We start from the raw sequence: 14,462 nt of genomic DNA on the forward strand, positions 1-14,462 counted from the left end.
TCAGTCCGCTCAGTGGCGATCGATCTTCAACGTACGCATCCGTGATGCCAACGTGGTCGGCTTGATCCCCAACAGTTCGGCCGCACCTGCTTTGCCATAGATCTTTCCGCCGGCTTGCTTGAGCGCCCGGCGGATGTTCGCAATCTGTAGCTCGACCATCTCCGCTTCGGTCATGATCGCTTGATCTTTCGTAAACGACGCGGGGGCTGCCGCAACCGCTCCGCCCACCGACTCGAGTCCGGAAAGGTCGAACCGCAACTTGCCATCAAGTGAAACGATTGCGGCGCGTTCAAGGACGTGTTGCAGCTCGCGGATGTTGCCAGGCCAATGGTATCGCTGCAGTTGTTGCACATTGGCGAGTGTCAATCGAAACGGTTTGCGTCCAAGCTTGCGGCTGATTATCTGCAAAAAGTGTTCGGCCAACAGCGGGATGTCTTCGCTTCGCATCCGCAACGGCGCAAGCTCGATCGGAAAGACGCTCAACCGATAATAAAGATCCTGACGGAATCGCCCTTTGCCGGCCTCGTCTCGCAGATCACGATTGGTCGCCGCGATGATCCGCACGTCGACGCGCCGCGTCTGCTCTTCGCCGACTCGTTCCAACTCGCCTTCCTGCAACACCCTCAGCAATTTCGATTGCAAATCCAAAGGGATCTCGCCGACCTCGTCAAGAAACAGCGTGCCGCCGTCGGCAAGTTCGAATCGGCCGGCGCGATCTCTCAGTGCCCCCGTAAACGATCCTTTGCGGTGACCGAAAAATTCGCTTTCGTACAACTCACGCGGAATCGCGGCGCAATTGACCTTGATCAGCGGCCGACCACAACGCGCACTCCGTCGATGCACCTCTCGGGCGATCAGCTCTTTTCCCGTACCACTTTCGCCCAATACCAACACACTTGAATCGGTCGGGGCCACCAAGTCGATTTGGCGGACGATCGTTTGCAGCGGCGCGCTGCTGCCGACCAATTCGCCGAAGGAGACTTCGCCGACCTCTTCACGAAGGTATTCATTTTCTTGTTCTAATCGGTGCCGCAGATTCTCAATCTCGTCGACCGACTGCGCGTTCGCAATCGCGGCGGCCAATTGATCCGAGATCATCATCAACCACTGATCGCACGATGGCCCGATGGGCACTCGCGAAAAGATGCCGAGCACGCCAAGCGTTTCGTCGCGATACCGAAGCGGCATGCCCTGAAAAGCGACGATGCCTTCACGCTCGATCCAGTCGGGACGAAGAATCCAATCCGATCCACTCGATAAATTGATCCGAATCGGTTGCCCGCTCGCCGCAATATGCCCCACCTTCCGAACCCCCAACGGCATCCGGCGAAAATCCCCCTCCGTCCCCGTCCAGTGCTCTGACGGTTCGGTGCGACTGTTCCCGTAGCTCGCGGCGAGCTGCAAACACCGACTGCGGTCACGGCACTCGTTAGCTAGTAAGCAACGTTCACAATCGGTCGGCGTCGGTGGTTTAAGCAGCCACAATCGCACCAGTGCGATTTGTGAATCCCGCCCCAATTTTCGCACCGCCAACGGCAGCAATTCAGGCAAATGGTGCATGCCCGAGATCGACAGCAGGATGTCTTTTGGGTCGCCAAAAACGGCGTAGGTATCGAGTCCCATCGGACGCCTCTGAACACACAAACGCAACGATATTTCGTGGCATGAAACGAAATTAAATGATACCACGAAATTTCGTTGCGACAGACCAGACGCCAGAATTCATGTAAGCCTCTTCAGATAAACGACTTACGACTACACGAGACATTTGGCACGGAGCGTGAATAGGAGAACGTCAGAACGAAACGCTGCGAAATAAGTTGTTTCGCCAATCCACTTTCTTCTAAGGAAACTCAGAGATGTCACGTCTATCCCAAGTTGCCCCCGAACAAGCCAACGACAAAGTCCGCCCCCTGTACGACGCGGTCAACAAGAAGCTGGGCATGGTTCCGAACATGATGAAAACGATGGGTCATTCCGCGGCGACGCTTTCGGCGTACCTGCAGTTTAGCGGTCAACTCGCCGGCGGCGTGCTGACCGCCAAGGACCGCGAACTGATCGCCTTGGCGGTCGGCCAGTCGAACGAGTGCAACTATTGCTTGGCAGCCCATTCGGCACTCGGCAAGCACGCCGGCTTGTCCGACGAGCAAATCATTGATGCCCGCCGCGGCAGTGCGGTCGATTCCCGCGACGATGCGTTGGTGCAGTTCGCCAAAGCGATCGTTCAAAAGCAGGGCCGTGTCAGTGACCAAGATTTAAGCGAAGTTCAGTCTCATGGTTTCCAAGAGGATGCAATCACGGAAATCATCGCGGGGGTCGCATTGAACCTGTTGACCAACTACTTCAACCACGTGGCCGACCCTGTCATCGATTTCCCCGCCGCCCCGGAACTGGCGGTGGCTTAGACGAGCCGCTGAATCGTTGCCGATCGATCAACTCTCTTTTGCTGAGGGAGAGTTGATCGGGGAGTTAGAGCAACGTCTTGATGCCAACGAAAGCCTGGATACCGATCTGGTGAATGCCAAGGAACAACGTTTGGCGAACGCTTTCGGTTCGGAGAACCGAGCGACAATGTCGTTTCGCTCTCCGAGCTGACAACGCAATCCATTCAAGATGTTTTCAAACGTCTTTGGCTCAGGCGGCCAAGCCTGATTACCAGTTCGGCTTCACCGGCACTCGGATTTCTTCCGTCAGAAAACGCATCGCTTGCGTGCGAGCGGGACAGTTTTTATCGCCATGTTTGCGGTTAGTGGCATGGCTGCGGCAAAGGAAGAATTTGGCGTGCGCTAATCAATCTGAAATCGAATTGATTTGATCGTACCGTCGAATCGACGAGTAGGTCCTTCCGGGTCGACGGGCATCTTGCTATCGAACGCAATCGACAACTCTTCTGCGGGATGTCTCAGCAATCGCCCATCGCCCTGCCAAACCTCTGCTCGGTTGTCATTGACTTTCAGCCGAATCGCCGTCGGTGTGACCGAAGCGACGATCGTCCAATCACTTGCAGGTCCCAGCGGTAGGGAGACGCGTCGAATCGTGTCCCCGGATTGCCGAATTGCGAACGTGAGTTGACCATCATGCAGGTACATTGAATACCCGGTCAGCGTCCCACCGTGGGCCACGACGACGCCACTGGCCAAGTCCCCGGAAAGCTTGCACGTCAACGTGAACGGTTGCTTGACCAAATTCGCAACAGAGCTTGAGGGGTAGGTTTTTCCGGGTTCAACCGTAGCCCAGTCCAGAGGCGCGACGTTGCTGTTCGATCGACGCCCCGGAGTGCCGGGACGACTGGGTGACAACGCATCCTTGGGCCGAATCAGGTCGGCGGCGGGACGTCGATTGGCAGACAGCTCCTTGTTGTGAGCTTCCCAAGCCGCCTGCAGACGTTGAACGACACCGGGATGTTCATTCGCAACATTGCGTGTTTCCCCGATGTCGGCGACGGTGTCATAAAGCTGAACGCTGGGTCGGTCACCCTGATTTTGATCGCGAGCTGACCGATCGGCCTTGCGCCCCGACTGGCCTTCGGGCCACGGATAATACTTCCATTTTCCTGAGCGCACCGTGCCCGGACCGTGGGTCAGGCAATAGGTTTGATGCGGACTGGTCGCCCCTTTTGCGCCGCTCATCAGAGACCAGATGTTGTGTCCGTCGATCGGACGTTGCGGCAATTCTGCTCGACAGAGCTTGGCCAGTGTCGGCAACACATCGATCGAGGCGGCGACTTCGCGGCAGACCGTTCCGGCGGGGATTCGGCCCGGCCAACGCATGACGGTTGGCTCGCGGATACCGCCGTCGTACACACTGCCTTTTTTGGCCCGTAGCGGCAACGACGAACCGACGGCGGCGCCGTTGTCACTGGTAAAGATCACCAACGTTCGTTCGTCCAAGCCGGCACGACGAAGCTCGCCAAGGATTTCGCCGACCGACCAATCGACTTCTTCGATCGCGTCCCAGATCAATTTACCGGTGCGATTTTTGAATGCGTCGGAAACCGCCAGCGGCAAGTGTACCATCGTGTGGGGCAAGTACAAAAAGAATGGCTCGTCGCGATGTTGCCGGATAAAGCGAATCGACTCTTCGGTGTAACGCTTCGTGATGGTGGATTGATCGACAGGGTATTCGATCACCTCTTCGTCTCGTATCAAAGGCACTTGATTCTTTTGTTTTTCGCCCGCGCGTAATTGTTCCAGCGTGACTCCTTCGCGAAGCACGATGTCATCGGCCAATCGATTCGCCGGATCGATCCACATGTCATTGCTATAAGGGATTCCAAAGTACGACTGAAACCCTTGGTAAGTCGGTAGGCAGGGCGGTAGATGCCCGAGATGCCACTTGCCGACGCACTTGGTCGCGTAGCCGGCGTCGAGCAACATGTCAGCGATCGTGACCTCGTCGGGATGCAGACCTTTGTTGCTGTTGGGAAACAAAACCGCGGCCATGTTCAAACGCTGATAATGCGTCCCCGTCATCAGCGCCGTGCGCGACCCCGAGCACACGGCACAGCCGACATAGAAATCGCGAAACTGCATCCCCTCCCTGGCCATCTGATCGAGATGCGGTGTCTTGGGGCCGGTCGCTCCGTTGAAGCCGACATCGCCGAACCCCATATCATCGATAAAGATGATGATGACGTTGGGTCTTTCGCTGCCGGAGGTAGCGGCGTCCTGGCCCAAAGAATTCGGCACGAACAGAACGAGGCTACACAACAACAGCCCCACGCGAAGCGGGCACGTCAGCAGCAAACGAATCACCGGTCGGTACATCACGAGGTCCTGGGGAGGTGGGACGAATCGGGGAGCGTCGATCTCAGAACTTACCAAAACCGGAGTGCCGCCGAGGGAACCCGTCGGGATTGATGGGTTGATCGAATGACGTGGGCGCCTTCACTATCGACTAGGCCGACCGGCAGATTGCCCTGCCGATGCGCGTCTTTGCTAAACTCAGATACGTCGATTCGAAGGCCTTCGTGACAAAGTTGCCGAAAACGAACGGCGCTCCCAACCGCCACACCGCTCCGTCGGCCTTGCGTTCCCTCCCCCCTGATCCCCCGACTTTGATTCCGCGATGAACCGATTCATTGGATTGTTTATTGGTGCTTTAAGACAACGAGAATGGTCGTCAAGCATGGCCGCCGGCACGCTGATGGCGACCGGATTCTTCTTGCTCGGCGAAGCATCGATGGCGGCGGCGGAATCCTCGCCTCGCCCGAACGTCGTCGTCATCTTGGCGGACGATTCCGGCTGGGGCGATCTCAGCCTGCACGGCAATCCAAACTTGGAAACGCCCCACATTGATGCACTCGCAAAGCAAGGCGCCCACATCGAGAATTTTTATGTCTGCGCGGTGTGCTCACCGACCCGTGCCGAATTTCTGACCGGGCGTTATCACAATCGCATGGGTGTTTACAGCACCTCATCGGGAGGCGAACGGTTTGATGCCGACGAACAAACCATCGGCCAACTATTTCAGCGTGCCGGTTACAAGACGGCGGCCTTCGGAAAATGGCACAGCGGGATGCAATGGCCTTACCATCCCAACGCACGTGGATTCGAAGAGTTCTATGGATTCTGCAGTGGACACTGGGGGCACTACTTTGATCCGATGCTTGAACACAACGGCAAGATCACCTCGGGCAAAGGGTTCATCATCGATGACTTGACCGACCATGCGATCGAGTTCATTGATGCCGCCGGCGAGAAACCTTTCTTTGTTTACCTGCCGTATAACACGCCACACTCGCCGATGCAGGTTCCGCAGGAATACTGGGACGACTTTCGGTCGAAAGATCTAACGCCAGATCCGAAACCCGAAAACGCGAAACGCCAAGACACACCGCATGCCCGGGCGGCGTTAGCGATGGTCAAGAATATCGATGACAATGTCGGACGACTCGTCAGCCACCTCGAATCGACCCGGAAGGTTTCCGACACCATCGTTGTCTACTTCAGCGACAACGGACCGAACGGCTGGCGTTTCAACGGGGGCATGAAAGGCCGGAAGGGAGCGACCAACGAAGGCGGACTGCGTTCGCCGCTGATGATTCGCTACCCCGCTAAAGTCACCGAAGGAACACACATCAGTACGGTGTGTGGGGCGATCGACCTACTGCCGACCCTGGCTGATTTGGCGGGAATCCCTTGGGAGCAACAACAGATCGAAGGCAAGCCGGTTGACGGGATTTCCTTCGCACGCGAACTAACCGGTTCTGATCGTCGACTGGCCGCCGATGATCGAATCCTGTTCAGTCGGTGGAAGAATCGCACAACCGCGCGAACGCAATCGTATCGGATTCACAGCAGCGGAGAACTGTACGACATAGAATCCGATCGTGGCGAATCAACCGACATCGCGAAAACTCGCCCCGACATCGCCGCGCACCTCGGCAAAGAACTCCTCCGCTGGCAACAGTCGATCGGTGACCCAAAGACCGACGAACCTCGTCCGTTCCCAATCGCCCATCCCGATGCGACATGGACACAGCTTCCGGCGCGGGATGCGACCTTCAACGGATCCATCAAACGTAGCAACCGCTTTCCCAACTGCACCTACCTGCACGACTGGAGCGATACCGAAAGCCGGATCGAATGGGATGTCGATGCGTTGTCGGCCGGTCGGTACGAAGTTCAGTTGTATTACGTGTGCCCCAAAGAGGACGTCGGCGCGACGCTAAAGCTGGCCCTTGAAAGCGACGGCGGCGCGACCACGTCGAACACGGCTTCGTCGATCACCGCCAAGATTGAAACTCCGGTGGAAAGCCCAACCATCGGTGCCGCCGAGGACCGCGTCGAACGGATGGAAGGTTACGTCAAACGTTGGAAACCGATGACACTGGGCACCATCGACATCCGGCCCGGTCGGCAAACGCTGTCGCTTGTGGCGACCGAGATCCCCGGATCGCAGGCCTGCGAAATGCGATTGCTGATGCTTCGCAAGTTGGACTGACAGGAAAGTGGTAACGCGCGGCAGCGAGCCGACGGCGCTAGCCGCGGGCCTTGCAACCCTAAATTTCGCAAAACGGGTGATGCATGAACGATCGAATAACGTCGCTCATTACATGGAAAACTTATGGCACTTGGTTGCCGGGCGACATGCGAGGCTGGCGAAAACGCAAGGGCGGAGAGCGATTGCCACGTCCTGGACAGTGAAGACGAGATTGATCAGGCCGTGTTTTATGTCAGCGAAGCACAAGATCGCATGGGTTTGGAAGCGGAGGACGTAGGGCCCGACGCTAGCGTGTACGGCTCACGGTGAGTTGCCGATTTGGCGGGCAACTCAATCTCGATCAATGCCCCGGCGCGGTGTAGGATGTCGGGATGAAACCTTCATCTCAGCCATTGTCACGACCGTTGCCCGGACAGTCGACGGCGCGGCACGTCCAGGTGTCGCAATGCTTGATTAGCTTCGGCAGCAATCTCGGCGATCGACATGACTTGATCGCCGCGGCGGCCGAAGAGATTTCACGGTGGGAAATTATTTCGGCCGAGAAACCGCTGGAGACAAGCCGCCTATTTGAAACGCCTCCGATCGGTGGCCCCGGGGGGCAAGAGCCGTTCCTCAATGCAATTGGCGCTTTCGAAACGACCGCACCGGCTCGCGAGATTCTCGATCGACTGCAAGAGCTGGAAACACGCCTTGGGCGACAACGACGAAGGCGGTGGGACGCCCGATCGATCGACCTCGATGTCGTCCTTCATGGACGGCTCGTCGGCGGGGCAACCGGATTAGTGGTCCCACACCCTCGCTACACGGCGCGTCAATTTGTCCTCCGCCCGGCATGCGACGTCGTGCCACATTTCTGCGATCCACGGTTCGGCTGGACGATGGCTCAGATCAGCCAGCATTTACTCCAAGGAGCCCCGTCACTTGCCCTGGTGACCGGTTCGCAAGCATTACGAGAGACCCTTTGCCGCCGACTGGAGGCTGAGCATGGGATTGAGTACCGGCGTTTTTCCCCCGTTCAACCTAGTCTCGATCAATCGGGCCTCGATCAACTGGACCTAGCTCAACCTAACCCAGACAAAACCGGCGCGATTGCCGAGTCGGACGAACCCGCGAGTACGACCTTGCCTTGGGTCACCGACGGCCTGAGCCTGCCATCGCAGCGATTTCACAGCCACAGCGAATCGGTCGATGGTCACAAGACGCTGACACCACAGGGCAACGCAATGCCGCGTCTTTTGGTGCGAATCCACCGATCAGAAGACAACCTTCGTTGGCCGGCACCGCATTTAATGTGGCCGAGTGGCTGGCAGTGGCCGGAATACCGTCTCGAATGCAGCGACCTGGACTGGGCAGTCAGCGAATTGTCCTCAGCATTTGACTCAATGCGATGTGAAGTCAAACCGGTCAGTGAAGACGGACGTTGGTGGAAGAAATAATCGACTGAATGAAAGCAACCGTTTGAGCCGATCAATCCAATTCAATGCGGAACGTGATCGTCAAAGTCGACTGTTTTTTACCGACGGATCAGCGCTGCGACGATGAGCCACACGACTTGCGGTGGAAACTTAGCGACACAATGTCGCTCGGCCCAACGATGCCCTTGTCAATTAGCCCGCGATCACCCGATACTTCCAATCCTCAAAAGTACCCGTCGAACTTTTCTGCGCGAAAAAGCGTCCGGCAAGCCGCCGGTCGATGATCATGGAACGTTTTCTATTCCCGCGGTGGACTAACCCTTTCCTCCTCGTCCTCGGAGCTGCGATTGGCGGCGGTGGGCTGTTTGCAGCTGCGATGGGAGGTTTAATCACCGACCCCGTCACGCTGAATATTGGCTATGAGCCAGAGCAGCCGGTGCCCTTTAGCCACGCAATCCATGCCGGACAGTTAAAGCTGGACTGTAGGTATTGTCACAACACCGTTTTCGAAGCATCACACGCTGCGGTTCCGCCGACAGCGACATGCGTCAATTGCCACAGTCCTCGCAACGAGCAAGGCCAGACCTCGCTCGCCGCGGTGCATGCCGATAGCGTCAACTTGAAACCAATTCATGAGAGTTGGAAGACCGGTAAGAGCATGCAGTGGATTCGTGTCCACAACCTCCCAGAGTTTGTCTACTTCAACCACTCTGCCCACGTTAACTCCGGAGTGAGCTGTGTTTCTTGTCACGGTCGAATCGACCAGATGGAAACCGTTTACCAGCACGAGCAGCTCTCGATGGCGTGGTGTATCGAGTGCCACCAGAATCCGAACGAACACCTCCGCCCGCGTGAGTTTGTCACCAAGCTCGACTGGGAGCCGTCGGAAGACTTCTGGAAAGAGCATTACGACGTCGCGAACCAAGAAGAATTCGCGAAGATGATTCGAGACAAAGAAAACATTCATCCCCAGCGACACTGTGCGGTGTGCCACCGGTAGTTCGGTCATTCGTGGCGTGATTGCCAAAAAGCTAAACGCCGTGTCACAAATCGCTTGTGTAGTGAAATTGGTGTCGATCGATCGCTTTGTTTGGCGTGACGTCGCACCTGAATCAAAACCGGGTCGCCGAGCCAACCGTTCGGCCCCACTTTCCAAACCAGTCCCGGCGGCTAGGACGTTCTAGCTTGGCCAGCAACTGATCGATTCAATCAAAGATGACGCAAAAGCAATCCAGCGAGAACAGCCAAGCTCCCAACTACTGGCGTAGTCTTTCGGAGTATCACGGCAGTTCGGAGTTCAAGGAAAACTTTCTACACCGCGAATTTCCGGTTGCGGCTTCGGAGTTCCCCGAGGGTGTGTCTCGGCGGCGTTGGATGCAATTGATGGGTGCGTCACTGGCAATGGCCGGCGTCGCAGGTTGCCGGTATCCCGAAGAAGTGATCGCGCCTTTTGTGATCCGCCCCGAAGGCCGGGTTCCCGGCGAATTTTACGACCGGGCAACCAATATTGAGATCGCCGGTGGCGTGCACAACCTGCTGATTCGCTGCTTCGATGGCCGCCCGCAACACGTCGAAACCAACCCATCACACCCTTCATCTGCCGGCACCAACACCTACGTCCAAGCTTCGATCCTGTCGCTTTATGATCCGGATCGCTCGCGTGGTGATGACGGCCCCGTTCTTAAACGAATCGGTGACGCCCGCAAACAAGAAACCTCGTGGGAAGATTTCCTGGCGGTCGGCCGAGCCGCGATCAAAAAGGCTGCCAGCAACGGTGACGGAAAAGGCTTCGCACTGCTGACCTCGCCGACAGCGTCACCGACGACCGCGCGACTTATCGGTGAGCTGCAAGCGAAACTGCCCCAAGCAACGATCGCCACGATGGACACCATCGACGGCGGGGTGATGCGTCAAGCGACCAAAACGATGCTCGGGACCGAATGCGATCAAGCACTCGACCTCAGTGAAGCCAAGGTTATCTTCGTGCTCGGCGGAGACCCGCTCGGCAGCGACCCCGGATCGCTGCTGGCATCACGGAGCTTCGCCAAGAAACGTGACCCCAAGCAGGGCGAAATGAGTCGACTCTATGTCGCCGAGGCTGGCTACAGCGTCACCGGCACGATGGCCGACACGCGTCTGGCCGTCCGTCCCAGCCAAATGCCGGCCATGCTAGCCGAAGTTGCACGGGCGGTGGAAAAGCTCAACGCGGGTGAATCGCACGATCACCCCGCAGACGAATTGCCCTTCAACCACCCCGATATTACCGCCTCCGAGCGACAATCGCGATTCATCGACTGCCTTGCCCACGACATCGTCGAAGCAGGTGACAAGGCCGTCGTCATCGTCGGTTCCGCCCTCGGTGCCGAGACCGTCGCCGCCGGCATTGAGATGAACCAGAAATTGGGTTCACTCGGAAGCATTCAATCGTTCACGCCCTGCGTTGACCGGGACCTCGATACGAAGTCAATCGGTGAACTGGTCCAGGCGATCGACGCCGGCGATATCGAGACTCTGTTGATCGCTGGGGGCAACCCTGTCGTGACAGCCCCTGGCGATATCGACATAACGTCTGCGATCGACAAGGTCGAGCAAACGTTTTACCTAGGCGAGTACGACGACGAGACCGCAGTGATCTGCAACTGGTCGCTCCCACTCGCACATCCGCTCGAATCCTGGGGCGACACCGTCAACCTACAGGGCTTCTATGGAGTGGGTCAGCCACAGATCCTTCCGTTGATGGGTGGCCGAACATTGCCCGAAGTCATCGCGTTGATGATTGAAAGCGATGAAACCGACCCGATGATGATGGTTCGCCGAACCGCCGGTGAAGTCGCCGGTCAGCCGCTGAAAGAACGTGAGTGGCGACAACTGCTGCACGACGGCTTTGCCGACGCGGTCAAAGGTCAGGCGGGGATCACCGAAGTCAGTGGCTCGGCGAAGCCGCTGCCTGAAAACGCACCGGCCGCCGTGACTCCCGAAGACATCGATCCGAACGACTTCGAGGTCGTCTTTACCGTCGCCGATGGCCTATACGACGGACGCTTCGCGAACAACGGCTGGCTGCAAGAATTACCCCAGCCGATTACAAAATTGACCTGGGGCAACGCCGCCCTGGTCGGCCCCGGGACGGCTAAGAAACTTGGCGTGAAGCATGGCTACTATGTCACGCTCCGCCGTGGCGAAAGGAAGGTCGAACTGCCCGTCTACGAGGTCCCCGGAATTGCCCCGGGCGTCGTGACTGTATCGATCGGGTACGGCCGCACACGTGCTGGGATGGTCGGCGGAATGACCGACCACGGCATCGACGCAGTTGGAATTGACGTTTCGCCGATCCGCACCGCCGACGCAATGTCAGTCGCGTACGGCGTCGAAGCGAGACCGAATTACAACGAGTACGACTTCGCGACCACACAAAACCACTGGGCAATCGACGAACTGGGAAGGAAAGAGACCGAGCGGCGAAGCTACAACTTGGTCCGTGAAGGGACCGTTGAACTGCTCGATAAGGTCCCCACCTTTGCCAACGAACAACCCAAGGCCCCGCACGTCCCCAAAGTCGGCGAGTACGGTTCGCTTCAATACGAACCGATCCAAGAGATCCGTAAGGAAGAAGCGTTTGACTTCGTGCCTCAATGGGGCATGGCGGTGGACCTTTCCAAGTGCATGGGTTGCAACGCCTGCGTGGTCGCTTGCCAAAGCGAGAACAACGTGCCCATCGTCGGCGCCGAACAGGTTCGCAACAGCCGTGAAATGCACTGGCTGCGAATTGACACGTATTTCCAAGGGGACGCCGACGACGCCCAGGTGGTCCACCAACCGATGGCGTGCCTGCACTGCGAAACGGCCCCCTGCGAACAGGTCTGCCCCGTTGCGGCAACGGTACATACCAACGAAGGCCTCAACGCGATGGCCTACAACCGCTGCATCGGAACGCGGTACTGTGCCAACAACTGCCCCGTGAAGGTTCGGCGATTCAATTACTTCAACTACAACGAAGACGTTGGCGTCGGCTACGGCGTTAAGGCCTACCCCGGCAGCATCGAAAGTGCGAATCGCAAGCTACAAGCACTTGTCTTGAATCCGGAAGTCACGGTGCGTGGCCGTGGGGTCATGGAAAAGTGCACGTACTGTGTTCAACGGATCGAAAAGGCAAAAATCGCTGCCCGCCAAGAACACCGCAGCATTCAGGACAGCGAGATCACGTCCGCTTGCCAAGCGGCATGCAGCACCGACGCGATCTCCTTCGGAAACATCGACGATCCAAATTCGGACGTCGCCAAGATGCACGCTGATAACCGAGCCTACGGCTTGCTGGAGCAGCTCAACATCAAGCCACGGACGATGTACCTGGCCCGGATCCGCAACCCGCACCCGCGACTGAAAACCGTACAACAGATCACCGACCTGGAAACGATCGAGTCGCACCACGGACACGGCGACCACGGTCACGACGATGAGCATGGTCATGGCTCCGACGGGCACGGCTCCGACGACCATCATGATGCCAAAGCTTCCGGCGACCACGGTGACGACGCCCACTGAGACGTCAGACAAAACTGAAGTAACAAATCAAGACGCGGCGCAAGAAGCCGCCGCGACCACCAGACAATCCAGACGAAGACCTCTTCAACCAATAAGAACGTTTCATGTCATTGGCCATTCCAAACGGACTGGATAACACCGTCGAACGACCCGGCGAACGCGCCCCGCTCGTTCTTGGTGAAACGACTTTCCACGACATCACCGAATCGGTTTGCCAGGTTGCCGAACGCAAACCGAGTGCCGGCTGGGTCGGTGGCTTTTTGATCGCATTTGCGTTGCTGCAAATGCTAGGTTTACTGATCTTGTATTTGATTTACACCGGTGTCGGTGTCTGGGGTAACCGGGCGCCGATTTTCTGGGGATGGCCGATCGTTAACTTCGTTTTCTGGGTCGGGATCGGTCACGCGGGAACGTTGATTAGTGCGATTCTTTATCTGTTCCGGCAAGAATGGCGGACGAGTATCAACCGAGCGGCCGAGGCGATGACGATTTTTGCCGTCGCGTGTGCGGGTACGTTCCCGGGCATTCACGTCGGTCGCGCCTGGCTGGCGTTCTGGCTCGCCCCCTATCCCAGTTTGAACCTCTGGATGTGGCCGCAGTTCCGTAGCCCACTGTTGTGGGACGTTTTTGCGGTTTCGACCTACGGCACCGTATCGTTGCTGTTCTGGTACATGGGGATGGTGCCCGACTTGGCAACGTTCCGTGACCGCAGCAAGAACAAATGGCGACGGATGATTTACGGCATCCTTTGCCTGGGATGGAGCGGCTCTTCGCGACACTGGATGCGATACGAAAAGGCCTACGCGATCCTCGCCGCGCTCGCGGCCCCGCTGGTATTGTCGGTTCACACGATCGTTTCGTTCGACTTCGCGGTCTCACAGGTTCCCGGCTGGCACACGACGATCTTCCCACCGTACTTTGTTGCCGGGGCGATCTTCAGCGGCTTCGCGATGGTGCTCACGCTGATGATCCCCGCCCGAAAGATGCTGAACCTGGAAAAGCTGATCACCATTCGGCACTTGGAAAACATGTGCAAGATCATCTTGGCGACGGGAACGCTGGTCGGGTTAGCCTACGGTACGGAGTTCTTTATCGCTTGGTACGGCCAGGTTCCGGCCGAGCAGTTTGCGTTCGTCAACCGAGCTTTCGGGCCTTACTGGTGGGCGTATTGGACGATGGTTTCCTGCAACGTGATCAGCCCTCAGTTGTTCTGGTTCAAGAAACTTCGAACGACGCCTTGGACGATCGTCGTGATTTGCATCTTCGTAAACATCGGGATGTGGTTTGAACGATTCGTGATCACCATTACAAGTTTGTCACGCGATTACCTGCCCAGTGCCTGGGCTTACTTTTCACCGACCTGGGTCGATTGGGGAATGCTAATCGGTTCGTTCGGTTTGTTCTTTACCCTGTTCTTGCTGTTCTGCCGTACGTTGCCTGTGATCAACATGGCCGAAGTCAAATCGACATTGGCCAAGCAACACCACATGGCCCATGCGGCCGCAGAGCACAGTGAAGGCGGACACTAAACGGGCGACGATTCACAGAGTCAGAGCTTTT

9 protein-coding genes are annotated in these 14,462 nt (G+C 57.4%); 7 read left to right on the forward strand and 2 right to left on the reverse strand.

Translation table 11 applies throughout. From position 1 onward, the window contains the following. Positions 1-9: 9 nt before the first annotated feature. Entirely contained in the window at positions 10-1,623 is a 1,614-nt protein-coding gene (locus tag FYC48_RS21555; RefSeq protein WP_149498867.1) for a sigma-54-dependent Fis family transcriptional regulator, read from the reverse strand. Between the two features lie 236 nt (positions 1,624-1,859). On the opposite strand from FYC48_RS21555, the gene FYC48_RS21560 reads away from it, so the two are divergent. Further along, positions 1,860-2,405, forward strand: coding sequence for a carboxymuconolactone decarboxylase family protein (locus tag FYC48_RS21560; RefSeq protein WP_149498868.1), 546 nt, complete (start codon positions 1,860-1,862; stop codon positions 2,403-2,405). A gap of 381 nt (positions 2,406-2,786) precedes the next feature. On the opposite strand, the gene FYC48_RS21565 is transcribed toward FYC48_RS21560, so the two are convergent. After that, entirely contained in the window at positions 2,787-4,766 is a 1,980-nt protein-coding gene (locus FYC48_RS21565; protein ID WP_149498869.1) for a sulfatase family protein, read from the reverse strand. Positions 4,767-5,067: 301 nt separating this feature from the next. On the opposite strand from FYC48_RS21565, the gene FYC48_RS21570 reads away from it, so the two are divergent. From FYC48_RS21570 to nrfD, 6 genes are all read left to right on the forward strand, one after another. Next, positions 5,068-6,945 carry an arylsulfatase gene (locus FYC48_RS21570; protein WP_235034356.1) on the forward strand — a complete coding sequence of 626 codons (1,878 nt, stop codon included), beginning with the start codon at positions 5,068-5,070 and terminating at the stop codon, positions 6,943-6,945. Positions 6,946-7,068: 123 nt separating this feature from the next. Further along, positions 7,069-7,254 (forward strand): hypothetical protein, encoded by a 186-nt coding sequence (locus FYC48_RS21575; protein WP_149498870.1) that lies wholly within the window; start codon positions 7,069-7,071, stop codon positions 7,252-7,254. Between the two features lie 62 nt (positions 7,255-7,316). Beyond that, positions 7,317-8,381 (forward strand): 2-amino-4-hydroxy-6-hydroxymethyldihydropteridine diphosphokinase, encoded by a 1,065-nt coding sequence (gene folK / locus FYC48_RS21580; RefSeq protein ID WP_149498871.1) that lies wholly within the window; start codon positions 7,317-7,319, stop codon positions 8,379-8,381. Between the two features lie 265 nt (positions 8,382-8,646). Continuing rightward, positions 8,647-9,360 (forward strand): cytochrome c3 family protein, encoded by a 714-nt coding sequence (locus FYC48_RS21585; RefSeq protein ID WP_149498872.1) that lies wholly within the window; start codon positions 8,647-8,649, stop codon positions 9,358-9,360. A 215-nt stretch (positions 9,361-9,575) separates the two neighbouring features. Then, a complete protein-coding gene (locus tag FYC48_RS21590) occupies positions 9,576-12,902 on the forward strand; it encodes a TAT-variant-translocated molybdopterin oxidoreductase (RefSeq protein WP_149498873.1) in 3,327 nt (1,108 codons plus the stop codon). A 104-nt stretch (positions 12,903-13,006) separates the two neighbouring features. After that, entirely contained in the window at positions 13,007-14,431 is a 1,425-nt protein-coding gene (nrfD, locus tag FYC48_RS21595) for an NrfD/PsrC family molybdoenzyme membrane anchor subunit (protein WP_149498874.1), read from the forward strand. Positions 14,432-14,462 lie beyond the last annotated feature (31 nt).

The sequence above is a fragment of the Roseiconus lacunae genome (assembly GCF_008312935.1).
In the GTDB taxonomy this organism is placed as follows: Bacteria; Planctomycetota; Planctomycetia; order Pirellulales; family Pirellulaceae; genus Stieleria; species Stieleria lacunae.

What these genes read in the sequence shown, in the direction of transcription:
- FYC48_RS21575 (WP_149498870.1), top strand. Translation starts at nt 7,069, where the DNA reads ATGGCACTTGGTTGCCGGGCGACATGCGAGGCTGGCGAAAACGCAAGG.
- FYC48_RS21570 (WP_235034356.1), top strand. Translation starts at nt 5,068, where the DNA reads ATGAACCGATTCATTGGATTGTTTATTGGTGCTTTAAGACAACGAGAA.
- nrfD (WP_149498874.1), top strand. Translation starts at nt 13,007, where the DNA reads ATGTCATTGGCCATTCCAAACGGACTGGATAACACCGTCGAACGACCC.
- FYC48_RS21585 (WP_149498872.1), top strand. Translation starts at nt 8,647, where the DNA reads ATGGAACGTTTTCTATTCCCGCGGTGGACTAACCCTTTCCTCCTCGTC.
- FYC48_RS21565 (WP_149498869.1), bottom strand. Translation starts at nt 4,766, where the DNA reads ATGTACCGACCGGTGATTCGTTTGCTGCTGACGTGCCCGCTTCGCGTG.
- folK (WP_149498871.1), top strand. Translation starts at nt 7,317, where the DNA reads ATGAAACCTTCATCTCAGCCATTGTCACGACCGTTGCCCGGACAGTCG.
- FYC48_RS21560 (WP_149498868.1), top strand. Translation starts at nt 1,860, where the DNA reads ATGTCACGTCTATCCCAAGTTGCCCCCGAACAAGCCAACGACAAAGTC.
- FYC48_RS21555 (WP_149498867.1), bottom strand. Translation starts at nt 1,623, where the DNA reads ATGGGACTCGATACCTACGCCGTTTTTGGCGACCCAAAAGACATCCTG.
- FYC48_RS21590 (WP_149498873.1), top strand. Translation starts at nt 9,576, where the DNA reads ATGACGCAAAAGCAATCCAGCGAGAACAGCCAAGCTCCCAACTACTGG.